General features: G+C 39.2%; 14 protein-coding genes. 8 read left to right on the forward strand and 6 right to left on the reverse strand.

All coding sequences use genetic code 11. From position 1 onward, the window contains the following. Positions 1-60: 60 nt before the first annotated feature. The 3 genes from metA to M2419_RS08610 all read left to right on the forward strand — a co-directional run bounded on the left by metA (position 61) and on the right by M2419_RS08610 (position 3,382). Positions 61-1,002, forward strand: coding sequence for a homoserine O-succinyltransferase (gene metA, locus M2419_RS08600; RefSeq protein ID WP_259254780.1), 942 nt, complete (start codon positions 61-63; stop codon positions 1,000-1,002). Positions 1,003-1,063: 61 nt separating this feature from the next. Next, positions 1,064-1,267, forward strand: a complete 204-nt coding sequence (locus M2419_RS08605; RefSeq protein WP_153847338.1) for a hypothetical protein — start codon at positions 1,064-1,066, stop codon at positions 1,265-1,267. 111 nt (positions 1,268-1,378) lie between these two features. After that, a complete protein-coding gene (locus M2419_RS08610) occupies positions 1,379-3,382 on the forward strand; it encodes a M13 family metallopeptidase (protein WP_159726661.1) in 2,004 nt (667 codons plus the stop codon). Positions 3,383-3,455: 73 nt separating this feature from the next. Here the strand turns inward: M2419_RS08610 and M2419_RS08615 are convergent, their stop codons facing one another. The 6 genes from M2419_RS08615 to M2419_RS08640 all read right to left on the reverse strand — a co-directional run bounded on the left by M2419_RS08615 (position 3,456) and on the right by M2419_RS08640 (position 8,884). Beyond that, positions 3,456-4,670: an MFS transporter gene (locus tag M2419_RS08615; protein WP_153847336.1), complete on the reverse strand. Its 1,215-nt coding sequence runs from the start codon at positions 4,668-4,670 to the stop codon at positions 3,456-3,458. A gap of 122 nt (positions 4,671-4,792) precedes the next feature. After that, on the reverse strand, positions 4,793-5,752 hold the full coding sequence (locus M2419_RS08620) for a bifunctional UDP-sugar hydrolase/5'-nucleotidase (RefSeq protein WP_182981621.1): 960 nt from the start codon (positions 5,750-5,752) through the stop codon (positions 4,793-4,795). Beyond that, complete coding sequence (locus tag M2419_RS08625) at positions 5,730-6,491, reverse strand: 5'-nucleotidase C-terminal domain-containing protein (protein ID WP_259254781.1); 762 nt, start codon at positions 6,489-6,491, stop codon at positions 5,730-5,732. The genes M2419_RS08620 and M2419_RS08625 overlap by 23 nt, the downstream gene beginning before the upstream one ends. 145 nt (positions 6,492-6,636) lie before the next feature. Then, complete coding sequence (locus M2419_RS08630) at positions 6,637-7,704, reverse strand: EamA family transporter (RefSeq protein WP_259254782.1); 1,068 nt, start codon at positions 7,702-7,704, stop codon at positions 6,637-6,639. An 18-nt stretch (positions 7,705-7,722) separates the two neighbouring features. Then, on the reverse strand, positions 7,723-8,196 hold the full coding sequence (locus M2419_RS08635) for an Lrp/AsnC family transcriptional regulator (protein ID WP_046673335.1): 474 nt from the start codon (positions 8,194-8,196) through the stop codon (positions 7,723-7,725). A 184-nt stretch (positions 8,197-8,380) separates the two neighbouring features. Beyond that, positions 8,381-8,884, reverse strand: coding sequence for an FUSC family protein (locus M2419_RS08640; RefSeq protein WP_075992664.1), 504 nt, complete (start codon positions 8,882-8,884; stop codon positions 8,381-8,383). A gap of 214 nt (positions 8,885-9,098) precedes the next feature. Here M2419_RS08640 and M2419_RS08645 point away from each other — a divergent pair, with 214 nt between their 5' ends. The 5 genes from M2419_RS08645 (at position 9,099) to M2419_RS08665 (ending at position 15,865) form a co-directional block, all read left to right on the forward strand. Beyond that, positions 9,099-12,020: an FAD-binding and (Fe-S)-binding domain-containing protein gene (locus M2419_RS08645; RefSeq protein ID WP_259254783.1), complete on the forward strand. Its 2,922-nt coding sequence runs from the start codon at positions 9,099-9,101 to the stop codon at positions 12,018-12,020. Positions 12,021-12,113: 93 nt separating this feature from the next. Continuing rightward, positions 12,114-12,764 (forward strand): hypothetical protein, encoded by a 651-nt coding sequence (locus M2419_RS08650; protein WP_153847333.1) that lies wholly within the window; start codon positions 12,114-12,116, stop codon positions 12,762-12,764. Between the two features lie 139 nt (positions 12,765-12,903). After that, positions 12,904-14,118, forward strand: coding sequence for a DUF763 domain-containing protein (locus tag M2419_RS08655; RefSeq protein WP_159726667.1), 1,215 nt, complete (start codon positions 12,904-12,906; stop codon positions 14,116-14,118). An 84-nt stretch (positions 14,119-14,202) separates the two neighbouring features. Then, a complete protein-coding gene (locus M2419_RS08660) occupies positions 14,203-14,604 on the forward strand; it encodes a hypothetical protein (protein WP_153847331.1) in 402 nt (133 codons plus the stop codon). A 178-nt stretch (positions 14,605-14,782) separates the two neighbouring features. Further along, positions 14,783-15,865, forward strand: coding sequence for an efflux RND transporter periplasmic adaptor subunit (locus M2419_RS08665; protein WP_145326753.1), 1,083 nt, complete (start codon positions 14,783-14,785; stop codon positions 15,863-15,865). Positions 15,866-15,886: the final 21 nt, after the last annotated feature.

Below are 15,886 nucleotides of genomic sequence, written 5' to 3' on the forward strand. Positions count from 1 at the left end.
TAGCATTTATGGCATTTTCTTGCTAATTTTGCATGCTAATTGTATAAGGAGAAATTATCTATGCCGGTCAAACTTCCTAATAACCTTCCTGCCATTGAGCTGTTGAAAAAGGAGAATATATTTGTCATGAGTGATTTAAGAGCAAATGAGCAGGACATTAGACCGCTTCGCGTTTTAGTGCTGAACTTAATGCCGCTTAAAATTACGACAGAGACAGATTTTATTCGTTTGCTGTCAAATAATCCTTTGCAGGTAGAAATGGAATTTTTGCGACTTGAAACGCATGTTTCAAAGAACACTCCCGAAGAGCATTTGGAGATGTTTTATAAGAGCTTGACTGAGGTTAAGGAGAATTTCTACGACGGGATGATTATTACTGGAGCTCCAGTTGAAATGGTTGCTTTCGAAGAAGTGACCTACTGGGCAGAAATTCAGACCATCTTCGATTGGGCACGAACCCATGTAACATCAAGTTTGTATATCTGTTGGGCGTCTCAAGCTGCATTGTATCATTTCTATGGTGTAGAGAAGAAGCCATTAGCGGAAAAGCTTTTTGGTGTATTTAAGCATACTACGTTAAACAAAAGACATCCGCTATTCCGTGGATTTGATGATGAGTTCTTTATACCGCACAGTCGCCATACGACTATTGAGAGGGATGATCTCCTGGCAAAACAGGCTATAGAAATTCTTTCGGAATCGCCGGAAGCAGGTATTGCTATTGTTTCTTCACGAGGTGGACGAGAGTTTTATTTGACGGGACATTCAGAATATGCTCCTTTTACACTGGATGAAGAGTATAAAAGAGACTTAGAAAAAGGGCAGGAGATTGCTATGCCAGCAAATTATTATGTCGATGACAATCCCGAAAACCGTCCTCTAGTACGCTGGACAAGCCATGCAAACCTCCTTTTCAATAATTGGTTGAATTACTTCGTGTATCAAGAAACTCCTTTTGATCTAAAAGATGTGGTTTACTTAGGCGAAATCAAACAAGGATAATTTAATTCATTTCAAACAAAAACGGCTAAAAAAGCATTCTATTCATGTTAAGTGATTAAATATGAAAAAGACTGCTTTACTAGTTTGTTCTGTTCTTTCATTTTTTTTATTGAAAGCACAGGTTACGCTAGAAGAAAATCAAAAACTCAAAGAAGCGAATGGTACTTTATGGTATGCTAATCCGTGGATCTGGATCGCAGGTATTGCCTTATTCTTACTGATTTTTATCCTTGTACTACGTAAATCAACCCGCAATAAAGCATAGACCTAGCTATGCTTCTTAATTTTGGTTGTCATTAGAACCATATTTGCTGCATCAACAATAGAAGAACTTTTCTTAAGTTTGTGTATAGCGATAAACAAACTAAATTTTTATATGAAGAAAAATCTACTTTTAGCTGCCTTGTTAGCCTGCGGCTCGTTAGCAGGTCATGCGCAAAACAATGCAATCAATGTGAGTTACATGGATAAAAGTGTTCGTCCTCAAGATGACTTTTATAATTTTGTGAACGGGCAATGGATGAAAACAGTTAAAATACCTTCCGATAAAGCACGGTGGGGTTCTTTCGACGAATTGCGTGAAAATACCGATATTGCTACTTTGAAGGTTTTGCAAGAATCATTATCTGGACAGTTCCAAAAGGGTACAGACAATCAGAAAATAGGTGATTTGTATAAATCATTTGTGGATATGAAAACACGTAATAAACTTGGTTTAGCGCCTGTTAAACCTTATCTCACTAAAATTGCTGCAATTAAGAATTTCGATGATTTATATAAATATCTTGTTGAGGTAGCACCCATTGGTGGAAATCCTTTTTTTAGTGGCTATGTATATGCGCATCTTAAAAATTCCGATGTCAATACGGTATACCTCGGCGGCGGAAGTCTAGGGTTGGGACGTTCTTATTATCAAGTAAAAGATAAGAAGAACGAAGAAACGTTAACTGACTATTCAAATTATATTTCTGCACTTTATGCTAAATCGGGCCAGGTTACGAAGGATTTAAAAGGTCCAAAAATTGTTGCCTTTGAAAAACAGATAGCGGCAAACCTTAAAACTGTTGAGCAATCACGTGATGCTAATGGTCGATATAATCCGATCGCTGTAGCTGATCTAAAAACGATGGTGAAAAACATCGATATTGCAAAGTACCTAAAGGATGTCGGTTTTAAGGCTGATACTGTTATTGTGCCGGAAATAAAGTATTATGAAAATTTGGATCGAGTTTTCAGTCCTGAAAACCTACCTGCAATCAAGGAGATATTGACATTTCATATCTTAAATAATGCAGCGTCATATACCACACAGGAGTTGAATGATCTGTATTTTGACTTCTGGGGTCGTAAGTTAAAAGGACAAAAGGAGCAGCGTGCTTTAGATAAGCGTGGTGTGGAATTTGTCAATTCGATCGCAGGAGAATTATTAGGGAAATTATATGTGAAAGAAAACTTCCCTCCGAAGGCCAAAGCTGAAGCTGAAGAACTTGTAAGCTATCTTGTTAAATCTTTCGGGCAGCATATCAAGGGATTAACTTGGATGTCGGATGAAACGAAAGTAAAGGCATTGGACAAACTGGCTAAGTTTAAAGTTAAAATTGGCTATCCGGATAAATGGAAAGATTATAGCAAACTTGATGTTGGTACATCGTTATATGAAAATGTATTGGCTTCGAGTAAATGGGCATTTTACCAAAATTTGGCGAAGCAAGATAAGCCAGTTGACAAATCTGAATGGGGGATGACTCCGCAGACTGTGAACGCTTATTATAGCCCATTGTTTAACGAGATCGTCTTTCCGGCAGCGATTCTTCAGCCGCCATTCTATGATTATAAGGCTGATGCTGCAGTTAATTTTGGTGGTATCGGTGCGGTAATTGGTCATGAACTTTCGCATGGATTTGACGACCAGGGTGCTAAATATGATGGAAATGGAAACCTGAACAACTGGTGGAGCGATGGTGATAAGGCGAAATTTGAAGCAGCGGCTGATGCTTTGGTACGTCAATTTGAATCCTATGAGCCTGTACCGGGCGTTTTTGTGAACGGTCGCTTTACATTAGGGGAGAATATTGGGGATTTGGGAGGCTCATCAGTTGCTTTTGATGCATTGCAACTTTATCTGAAAGATAAAGGAAATCCTGGATTAATAGATGGTTTTACGCAGGACCAGCGCTTTTTCCTTTCCTGGGCAACGATATGGAGAACGAAGACTACAGACGAGTTTGTGGTCAATCAAGTGAAAACTGACCCACATTCTCCGGCACAGTACCGCGCTTTTGCGCCGATCATTAACCTGGATGCTTTCCATAAAGCTTGGGATACAAAGAACGGCGACAAAATGTTTGTTCCGGTCGATAAACGTATCAAAATTTGGTAGGTTATCAATCATTTTACAAAAAGCGGGTGTATTTAATTTTAAATACACCCGCTTTTTGTTTATTTAGTTTATACTATTTCATCCATTTCAGAACCAAATAGAACCCGATTGCCGTTGCAGATAGGGTCAATGCAGTTGCCCACCATAGTGTTGTAAAACCAAAGGAGTCGACTATGCTTGTCCCTAAAAGTGGTGAAAATATATTTGCAGCTGAAAAAGCAAGGGAATTGAAGCCCATGTATGCTCCTTGTGTTTTGGGTGTCGAGCGGTTAACAGAAACCGTTGCCATAAAAGGTAATGTCAGCATTTCGCCGAGACCAAAAATAAAGAATGTGAAATATAACCAACCGAGCCCGCCAGTAAAATTTAGCATGGCATAAGAGCTGGCACATAAAAATGTTCCAAAGACGAGCGTGCTAATTAACGAAAATCTTTTTTCAGCGATATGGACGATAAACATCTCCAGCAATACAATAACGAAACCACTCCAACCGAGTAGAAATCCGATTTGGTGATCGTTCAAATGATGAACCTCACGGTAGAAAAGTGGTAAAGTCGTAATCAGCTGAAAGAAACAAAAAGAGAAAATACAACAAAAGATATTGAATAAGACAAAGGGCAGGTCTGTATAAGGATTTCGTCTTTTTTGAGGCAATTCGTTTTCAGGAATAATCTCTTTTTTTGATTTGATATCGCTTCTTTTTTCTCGTTTATGAAAAAAGACAAAGAAAATCACTGCAGCGCAAAGGACGGCAAAAGAATTTCCATAAAAGATCCAATTGAATGAGATGGTGGCCAAAAATCCAGCAACTGCTGGGCCGATTGAAAATCCCAAATTTATGGCTAAGCGATTCAATGAAAAAGCACGCGTGATATTTTCTGGTTTAGCATAACTCGCCACTGACACCGAGTTTGCAGGTCTAAAGGCATCGAAGATTAAGCTTAAGGTAAAAATCATGATGGATAACGACTGCACCTCTTTGAAATGTGGAATCAGTAAGAATAAAGGAGCGGCTAATACGAGACTTCCGAACTGAACCTTGAAACTACCAATCCGGTCAGTCAGCCAGCCACCTATATAGGAACCACAAACGGAGCCGAATCCATAACTCATCAATACCACACCAACTTGTTTAATGTCAAAATGTAGAACCTGGGTCATGTAGAGTCCAAGAAAGGGAATCACCATACTTCCCATTCTATTAATAAGCATGACTATGGCAAGTAGCCATGCGGCTTGAGACAGTCCCTTGAAGGAGTCGAGGTATATCGATAAAATTCTTTTCATTAAATGATGAATCAGCTTGTATAGATCGTATAAGTTTTTTAATTCATACGTCTTCTTGTAATATTGGTAAAAAAAATGCCAAATTGATTAGTCAACTTGGCATTTATTAAAATTAGATCATATTATGCCAACATGGACTCTGGAATTGTAGGATTGACCTGATAGGTACTTGCGACCATTTGTTTCTTCTCAGACCCCGGCTCCATAATAAAGTCAATACGTCCTAGATTAATCCCGGCAAAACCGACTTGATTCACAACGGTCTTTGTTCCTTTTAAATTTGTAACCAGTGTTGGTTCATTTAAGAAGGTATGGGTATGGCCGCCGATAATTAGGTCGATGTCCGAGGTTTTAGCGGCAAGGATCAGATCCGATACTTTATCGTTTTCATATTGATAACCTAAATGCGATAAACAGATGACCAAATCACATTTGTGTTTTTCCTTCAATATGCGGACCACCTTGTTGGATACTTCAATAGGATCCAAATATTTCATTCCCTTGAAGTTATTGGGGTCAACCAATCCTTCAATATCTACCCCTAGTCCAAACACACCTATTTTTATTCCACCTTTATGGAATATGGTATAATCCTGGGTTTTCCCCTCCAATACAGTCCCTTTGAAGTCGTAATTGGCTGTTAAGAATGGAAATTTAGCGTGATCCAGGTACTTTACAAGGCCGTTAAGACCATTGTCAAATTCATGATTTCCGAATGTTCCCGCATCATAACCCAGCTTTGTCATGAGATCAAGTTCAAGTTTTCCTCCAAAAAGATTAAAATAGGGGGTACCTTGAAACATATCGCCTGCATCTAGTAATAGAAGGTGTTCTTCTTCTTTGCGGATTTTATTGATAAGTGTACTTCTGCGCGCAACACCAGCCAATCCCTGATATTTACCGCCGTCCATTGGAAACGGTTCAATACGGCTATGAACATCGTTGGTATGTAAAATTGTAAGCTTTACCTTTTTGCTCTTCGCGTCGACTTGAAAAGGAAGTGATCCCAAAGCAACTGCAGCAGAAAATCCACCAACTTGCTTGATAAATGATCTTCGGTTAATTGATTTTAATTCTTCCATCTAATTCTGCATTTACTTTTTTGCCTTCTTTCGTTAATTCACTCACATATTCAATCAAACCTTCACGCATACGTTGCGGATAATCTGCCCGCGATACAGGTTGTGTCAACAGGGTAAGGTTGTCACCACCATTGGCAAGATAATCATAGGTCACTAGTTTATATAACTTATCGTCTTCAATAGCTTGACCTTTGATCTTGATGTCCTGAACTTTGTTGCCTGTAATTGTCAAAGTCATTCCAGCAATAGGTTGACCATGTGTTGTTGCAATATAGGCAGCAAGCTGACGAATTTGACTACCTTTAAGTTCAAGGATGGTCAATGTATTCTCAAAGGGCATAACCTCGAAAATATGTCCTACGGTAATATCTCCTGCTTTAAGGTCGTTTCGAATCCCACCCTTTGTTGCGAACGCTAAATCCGCAGGATTATGGGCATTATGTTCACTCATCCACAACAAGGCTTCACAAAAAAAGTTGCCCATTAATGTTTCCGCTGTTTTCTCTTTTGTCAATGCCTTGTCCGCATGTCCAATCACACGGTTCATTTCCGCTTCCATTTTGTGTTTGAAGGGCTCGTAGATTGATACGACTGCAGGATCAGCTTGCATATCGCTATTGATATGATATTGTTGGAAATCTTTTTGCGTTGGATGGAGCTGTTTTGTACAACCTGTAACCATCAAAAGCGAAGTGACACCAAGGCTACCAATAAAGGCAATTTGCTTCGATATATTCATTCTTTTTAATTTAACCAAATACTTTGCAAAGTTAGCCAATTATATATGAACAAATCTTATCCAATGTTAGCTAATTTTTAAAAACAACAAAAGCTTAACATTGTTACACATTAAGCTTTGTCCATATAATTAGAAAAATAACAACCTAGTGAACTAATTCCGTGTCAGGAATAGTATTGGCATCCATTTGGCGATCTGCTGTTTTCAAGTTCTCCAGCTCATTACCTTGTTGGAGGACCTTTTTCCTTTTGCTGCGCGACGACAGTTTGGTGCGATACGCTTTCCAGTTCATCAACAAGACTGAAAATAGAATAACGGCTAAACCGACAATTTGCAAGGAGGTTACCACGTGCGAAGTGAAAAAATGACTTAAAATAAGTGCAATAATTGGGTTCACATACGCATAGGTACTTACTTCCATTGCTGGACGCACCTGCAATAACCAAATATAAGAGCTAAAAGCAAGAATTGAGCCAAATGTAACTAAATACCCCAAATTGAACCAGTCTACAGGTGCCACACTACGCAGTGTAAATGATGTATATTCACCGGTAAAAAGCGCCGTGATATTAAAGAGGACACCTGCGGTAACCATTTGCCAAGCGGTTTTCACCATAACATGTAGATCCTCTTTTTCTTCTTTTTCAGATTTTTTAAAATACTTGGAAATCAATGAACCTACAGTCCAAGCGACAGAACCCAATACTAAAATCGATAAGGCAATCACCTTAAGGGTGCCATCTGTATTGTCATTGGTTGCCATGATCTGTTCAGCAAATAGCATCACAACACCACAGAAACCTAATGCTACGCCGGCAACTGTGCTAATGCTGCTAAAGTTTTCTTTCCATTTTGGTTTGTCCAATAATATAAACCAGATTGCAGCAGCAGCAGCAATAATAGCGGCAACACCACCAGATACATATTGCTCCGCCCAGATAACCCCTGCCATATCGACAAAGAGCAATAAAAAACCTACGATTGCGGCCTCCTGAATAGAGCGCTTGTTAAATAATTTAAATCCTTTTATGGCGCAATATGTCATTAGGATTGCACTGGCTGCAACAAATCGAAACGAACCCAAAATAAATGGGGGGAAACTGTGTAATGCTTTTTCTATAAAGAAAAAGGTAGAGCCCCATACCACATAAATAATGAAATAAGCAACAACAACCATTACTGGACTAGCTGCCTTTTTTTGTCCTTGCAACATAATTAAACCTCCTTTCTATTACTCAGGTATCACAACCTGCTGATCTTCCTTGACTGTCTGAAGTACAATTGTTGTTCGCGTTGAAATAATACCTTCAACTTTACTTAATGTATTCCGCATGAGATCCACTAAACCTGTAGAATCTGCAGTTCTTACTTTAATAAGGTAACCATCATCACCTGCAATATCATGTACTTCTTGAACTTCAGGGATTTCGGCAAGTGCCAACCCTACACCCTGTTCGCCAATAATATCATTGGCTTTGATAAAAATAAACGATAAAAGTTTCTGATCGACCGCGGCAGGATTGATCTTGGCACTATATTTTAAAATCACATCTTTTTGCTCAAGCTTCTTTACGCGCTCGAGGATTGCTGATGGTGCCATGCCTAATTCTCTTGCGATATCAGCATTGTTGATCCGTCCATTATCCTGCATTAAGCGCAAGATTTTATAGTCGACTTGGTCTAAATTATATTCTACTTTTGTCATTTCGACTGCAAAGGTAGGTAAAAAAGCATAATATTCAAAATTATTTATACAATTCTGAATATTATTCTGATAAAGCGGAACGATATGTGAATTTTATTCGAATTCATTGTAAAGAAATCTTAACCATCTGGGTTATGGTACTGAAAGTAAGTATATTGCTTTTTAGGTTGCCTAGCGATATAATTCAACAATTATACCTTTTTCTTAATTTCAGAATAATATTTCTTGTAGACAGGATGACCCCCAATCCAATCAGACAACCTAGACAGACACAGCCAAAGCGATCCAAGGCGGCGAAGTAGGAGCGGCTTTGCTGTTCATGAAGGTAGACGATAATTAGTGCGACCATAGATGTTCGCGCCACAGCCATGATGTTGAGTAGCTTACATGTAATCAACGACGCGACAATGCCGATAATCATGGCGTACAGTTGTGAAATAGGTACAAAATATAAACTAAGCCCAATTGCCGAACCTATAAAATTGGATTTAGCGCGATCGATAGCTATTTTTTTTGATTCATTCTCTTGTGGCGAAATGACCAGTATAATCGATATGAGTGTCCAAGAAACAGAATACTGGGGAAAGGATACAAAGAGTGGGTAACCTATAAGGAAGCCAATCAATACCCGAATGGTGTATATAATAAAATCAGAATGAAGCGTATAGCGAAGGAATAGATTACGCATATAAGGAAGATATCAATCGTTAACTAAATGATGTAGCGCCACAAAAATACACGCATTGTTTGAAGGAACGAAATAAAATTGACTTTTGTGGTAAATTACCCTGTTTTGCGTTTTTATGCGTTTTTTGTTTTTGATTTGTGCGTTTCTTGCATTCATCTCTTTTTCCGATGCATAAATTTGACTAAATTTGTTTCATACATTAAATGCAGATTAAGTGAAAGATCAAAATCAATTAACCTTATTAGCGTCTCAACTCAAGGGGGAGCTCTTTTATACCAATGAAACCAAGGATCAAACAATGTTGCTTGCCTATTCGACCGATGCGTCTGTTTATCAGGAAAAGCCGTTGGCTGTAGCAATACCAGCTGATATTGATGACATTAAAAAATTAATTGATTTTGCGCAGCAGCATAGGATAACTATAATACCACGTACTGCTGGTACCTCTTTGGCGGGACAGGTTGTAGGCCATGGTATTATTATGGATATTTCTCGTCATTTTAACGGTATTATTGAACTTAATGTCGAAGAGCAGTGGGTTCGGGTGCAACCAGGCGTGATCCGTGACGACTTAAATAGTTATCTTAAACCATTCGGACTGATGTTTGGGCCTGAAACTTCGACGGCAAGCCGTGCCATGGTTGGCGGAATGATTGGTAATAACTCTTCGGGTTTGCATTCAATTGTCTGGGGAGATACACGGCACAATTTGATTTCGGCCAACGTACTTTTGGACGACTGTTCTGAAGTGACTTTTGAGGCGATTGATGAAGCAGCATATTTTAAGAAATTATTATTAGCTGGTCGTGAGGGCGATATCTATCGCAATATGAATGAATTATTGACAGATCCACAACATTTAAGTGCCATAGAAGCGGGCTACCCCAAACGATCCATCACAAGAAGAAATACCGGTTATGCATTGGATATTCTTGCTGATCGTTCGGCCCCTTTCAATATGTGTAATTTATTAGCGGGATCCGAGGGAACTTTGGCTATCGTTACAGAAGCGAAACTCAAACTGATGTCCTTACCACCTCAAGAACTAGGTTTACTCTGTGTTCACTTTGCAGATATGGTGGAGTGTATGCATGGCAACGTGATTGCCCTGGAGCATAAGCCAGAAGCATCTGAACTGGTAGACAAATACATCATGGATTTCACGGTTGGGCATCCAACCTATAAGTATAATCGTTTTTTTATTGAGGGTGATCCCCAGGCTTTATTGATTGTTGAGTTTAGGGGGCAGACAGCAGCTGAAACAGAATCGAAAGCGATGGCCTTGAAAGCGGATCTAATTGCCCGTGGCTTAGGATATGCCTATCCTTATATTACCGGTATTGAACAGACGAATTTAGTTTGGGATGTGCGCAAAGCAGGACTTGGTTTAATCCGTAATTTGCCTGGGGACAGTCAGCCTGTAAATTTGATTGAAGATTGTGCTGTTTCACCTGAGGACCTACCTGCTTACGTGAGTGATATTCAAAAGCTTTTGATAGAAGAGGGAGTACATGCATCTTATTATGCGCATGCAGGAGCTGGAGAGCTACATATCGAACCCTTTGTAAATCTGAAAACTGCAGCGGGGAAACGTACTTTTCGTTCAATCCTCGAAAAAACGAGTGATCTTGTATTAAAATATAACGGTTCGCTAAGTGGAGAGCACGGTGATGGTCGCCTACGCGGAGAGTTTATTGGCAAAGTGCTTGGTGAAAAAGTTTACAAATTACTTGAAGATGTAAAATCCATCTTTGATCCACAGGGTGTTTTTAATGCAAATAAGATTGTCAACACACCGCCAATGGATTCTCATCTGCGTTATGACAACGATAGCAACCGAACAGCAATAAAGACCTACTTCGATTTTTCTAAAGATGAGTCTATCCTTCGGTTGGCGGAGAAATGTTCAGGTTCGGGAGATTGCCGCAAGACTGAAATTACCGGTGGAACAATGTGTCCGTCGTTTATGGCTACGCGCGATGAAAAAGATACAACACGGGCGCGGGCAAATATGCTGCGTCAGTTTTTAACAAATTCCACAAAGAAAAATCGTTTTGATCATGAAGAGATCAAGGAAGTCATGGACCTCTGTTTAAGCTGCAAAGGCTGTAAAACGGAGTGTCCTTCCAGTGTGGATGTAGCCAAAATGAAAGCCGAATTTTTGCAGCACTATTATGATGAGCATGGTGCGGGATTTAGAACAAAATTAATCGCTAATTTCACCCAGTCTCAGAAACTCGGATCGTGGGTTGCACCTCTTTATAATTTTGTGGTCAAAAATGATTTCTTGTCAGGAATGGTCAAAAAAACAGTAGGATTTGCGCCAAAGCGTTCCTTGCCAACAGTCAATGGAACGACCTTAACCCAATGGGTAAAAAAACAAGCGGCGGTAAGTGATGCCAAGCGTCGTGTTTACCTTTTTTCGGATGAGTTTACCGAATATAATGATGCAGAGATCGGTATTACAGCGTACAAATTATTGACGGCATTGGGGTATGAAGTAGTCATTCCAAAACATGTGCAAAGTGGGCGCACTTATCTTTCCAAAGGGTTTGTGAAAGAAGCAAAGAAGATTGCCAATCAAAATATCCATTTCTTAAAGGGATTAATTACGGATGATACGCCACTTTTAGGTGTTGAACCATCAGGGATAATTACATTTAGAGACGAGTATTTAAGTTTAGTAGACGATGATTTACGAGTTGACGCACAAAAAGTAGCCAAAAATGCGTTGATGATTGACGAATTTCTGTTGACTGAAATGAAGGCAGGACGTATTCATCCGGAACAGTTTACTGGAACAACAAAAAAGATAAAGCTGCATGGTCACTGTTACCAAAAGGCTTTTCACCTCGTGACTGTGACAGAACAGGTTCTATCATTTCCAACGAACTTTAGCGTAGAAACTATTCCTTCGGGCTGTTGTGGTATGGCAGGGTCATTTGGTTATGAGGCTGAACATTATGATGTTTCGATGAAAGTGGCCGAGCTGGTTTTGTTACCAACCATACGTAAAACATCATCCGATACTTTAATTGCTGCGGCGGGTACTTCCTGTAGGCATCAGATTAAAGATGGTGTAGGAAGAAAATCTTATCATCCTGTGGAAATTTTATACGATGCTTTATTGAAATAAAATAAAAACATTGATAATAGTTGTTTGTTATCAGTAATAATGGTAATATTATAAGAGCAATATTCATTAATAACTGATAACAAACAATTCAATATGTACAAGATTCAATCTATAGCATTTCTTGCAACCGCTACGGTGCTGATGGCTAGTTGCGGAAATTCCAATCAAAAGAAAACTGATGGAAGTGATACAACAACGGTTAACAAAATTGAAGGTGTAAAAATCGAACAATTTACGAATGGTACACCGGGTGCAGAAAAGAAGAACTTTTTTCTACGTATCACAGATGAGATCTTAACCGATTCAAGTCGGATCTATATCACAAAATCTCTTTACAAACAAGATACTGTAGGAGCGAAGTTTGAGGTTGTAGATTTTATACCCGCAGGTATAATAGATGGCAAGCCGAGTGATGACGTCGGTTTTACCAAAGGTAAAATTAGAATCTCGTCATCGGGTCAACAGTCCGACAATTTAATTAAGGCGTTAGGTGACTTATTTCAGACTCCTACAACGGATTCTTTTACAAAAGATGTAATTCTTCCGAATGTGTTTTCATCCAATAAGGTGAATGCTGACTTGTCCAAAAAAACAGCATATAGCTTTAAACTATTTTTGGACAATAAAAAAGCTGCTCCAGCGGAGCTCTTCTTTAATGTAGACACGTATAAGCATTCTATTGAGTTTTCTGAAAAAGATCCTTCATTCCGAGCTGGATTGTTATCAGCCTTAACTGGCAAATAAACGGGTTTTGACATAGGGTAAGCTATATATGCTTATGTCTTATGAATAGATTGATCTTAAAATAAAAAGGCTAGATGGATTCTAGCCTTTTTATTTTCGCAAAAAAAAGATAGATTTGTGCTAATATATTTAGTTTACAATGAAACGGTCCGGCACTGCAGATCTCCCATTACACTATGGAAAAGTACCAGCGTGGCTTTACGAACGTATGGCTTCCCTAGGTCGTTCAATAGTTGAAGTTATCCTAATGGATTATGGTAAAGATGAAGTTTTAAGAAGACTGGCGGATCCATTCTGGTTTCAGAGTTTTGGTGCCGTGCTCGGGATGGATTGGCATTCTTCAGGGATCACAACAGCTGTTATGGGGGCATTAAAACGCGCTATTAATCCAGATGCGAAGTCGCTGGGGCTTTATATCTGTGGGGGGAAAGGCAAATTGTCTATGCAAACTCCACAGGAACTACTTCAGTTGTCAGATCGAATTGGGTTGGATGGCAACGGCTTGATTCGCAGCAGTAAGCTTGTCGCTAAAGTGGATAACACAGCCATTCAAGATGGTTACCAACTGTATTTACATAATTTTATCGTAACAGATCGTGGTAATTGGTCTGTTGTCCAGCAAGGTATGCATGAAAAGGATGGGACTGCTCGTCGCTACCATTGGCATTCTGAAAAGGTCAAATCGTTCGTTGAAGAACCTCATGCTGGTATCAGTGGGCCTTCGCAAGGTATAATCCTTAACTTGACAGCTGCAGAAGCGGCAGCCAATAGAGCAGGTATTATGACTATAGTGGGAGAGGATTCAACTAAAGTAATGCAAGATTTCGCTAAACTTATTATGCCATCTCATCACGATGTACGTGCTGCAGATGTTGACTTGAAGAGGTTGGGGGCGATGTTGTACGTCGCCCGAGAAAGTCAACCAAGCCATTTTGAAGACCTACTGCTTTTAAAAGGAGTTGGTCCCCGCACGTTACAGTCATTGGCCTTGGTTAGTGAGGTGATCCATGGAGCTCCTTCACGGTTCAACGACCCCGCACGATTTTCGTTTGCTCATGGCGGAAAAGATGGACATCCTTTTCCGGTTCCATTAACCATTTACGATGAGAGCATTCAGATTTTACAAAAAGGTGTTGAAAAATCTAAACTGGGTTATGGTGAAAAATTAAAATCAATCGCCAAGTTGCACCAGATCGTGCTGGATAGCGAAAAAGATTTTCAGCCTCAGTTTGATATTCAACAGATTATAGCGGAGGAACGAAGGGATTCTTGGAAGTATGGGGGCAGAACAGTCTTTGGAGATGCAGAACCTTTGAGAACAAAAGGAAGGGGTTTGCAATTATCACTTTTCTAGCGGAAATCAGCGGATTGTAATTGTTTTGTTAAAATGTGTTAAAGATCGTTAAAATTATTTGTACGCTAGTATATTTGCTCCGCAATGAAAGCGGTTATTACCATACTCCTTTTCCTATGCTTCTTATTTATCAGAAGCAGTAATAGCCATGCTGTGCTCATTGAATCCGATCGACCAGCTGTTAGTTTTATGTTTCAGCATAATCATGCTGATGTGCAGAAGTATATTGATGCATCGGTTGATCACATAGATCCGCTATTTTATGGTAATATACACAGTGATAATCCCGTTATAGAGGAGTTTGATGCCGAGAATTTTCAATTGACTAAGGATTTGCAGGTAACGTCTCAATTTGTTGCGCTGCTGCTTTTTGCAATTGTCCTTTTTGTTTTTGTTTTTCGATTTGCAAAGAAGATTCCTTTTTGCAATTTCATAGCCTATCTTTTCCCTCAAAGATATGTTCTTCAACAAAACTGGAGAATCTAAAACATACCCTTCGAAATTTCATATGCTTTGGTGGATATCTTAAGGGATGCTCCATTGAGTTGTAATCGATTTGTACAATCTATTAACAAGTCGGAAGGACCATAAGCCAAAGTAGAGGTTATTTCACCAACCAGCACAACAAACAATCAAACTTATTTTTTTAATTAGACGCTTACAAATGAAAAGAGTATTTATGCTCGCTAGTTTGGCTATTAGCTTATGCCAAATCGGGTGTACTTCCAAAAAGGAAGAAAAGGAAGAAAAAGAGAAATTTACAGCGACCTCTCCGGTACAAATGGATACAACTATCCGTAAGGATTTTGTCTCCCAGATTAGATCTTTCCGAAATATTGAGCTTCGGGCTCAAGAGAAGGGCTATCTTGAGCAGATTTTCGTGGATGAAGGACAATTTGTCCATAAAGGGCAACTACTTTTTCGGATTATGCCGAAGATGTATGAGGCCGAATACCGCAAATCTTCTGCAGAAGTTAATGTAGCGGAAATTGAAGTTCAAAATACAAAAACATTAGCTGATAAAAATGTTGTATCGCCCAACGAACTCGCTATGGCTAAAGCGAAGCTTGAGCAAGCCAAAGCTGAGGCAGCGATTGCAAAATTACATCTCTCCTTTACAGAAATCAGGGCACCTTTTGATGGAACGATTGATCGGATTCCATTGAAATTGGGAAGTTTGGTGGATGAAGGCGAATTATTGACAAGTCTGTCCGATAATAGTGAGATGTTGGTTTATTTCAATGTTTCCGAACCAGAATATTTAAGTTATCAAACTAACGTGAGTAAACGCGGGGATACCCATGTGGGCCTCTTACTTGCCAATAATGAGCTATTTGCTCAAAATGGTCTTGTAGAGACCATAGAAAGTGAATTTAACAGTGAAACAGGAAATATTGCTTTTAGAGCGAAATTTCCCAACCCAAACCGTCTATTAAAACATGGCGAGAGTGGCAAAGTGGTGATGAACTTTCCGTTGAAACAGGTTTTAATTATTCCACAGAAAGCGACATACGAAATGCAGGACCGTAAATATGTGTATGTAGTCGATAAGGATGGCAAATTAAAAGCTCGTCATATCACAATTGGTAACTCCCTACCAGATCTGTATGTGGTAACGAGCGGACTTCAAAAAGATGATAAATTTTTGTTGGATGGTATTCAGAAAGCGAAAGAGGATGATAAAATCAGCTACAGCTTTGTGCAACCTAAAGACGCCATTTCAAATTTGAAGTTAAAAACAGAATAGACCCCTTACACTTAAATTACT

It is taken from the genome of Sphingobacterium sp. BIGb0116 (genome assembly GCF_024808035.1).
GTDB lineage: Bacteria > Bacteroidota > Bacteroidia > Sphingobacteriales > Sphingobacteriaceae > Sphingobacterium > Sphingobacterium paramultivorum.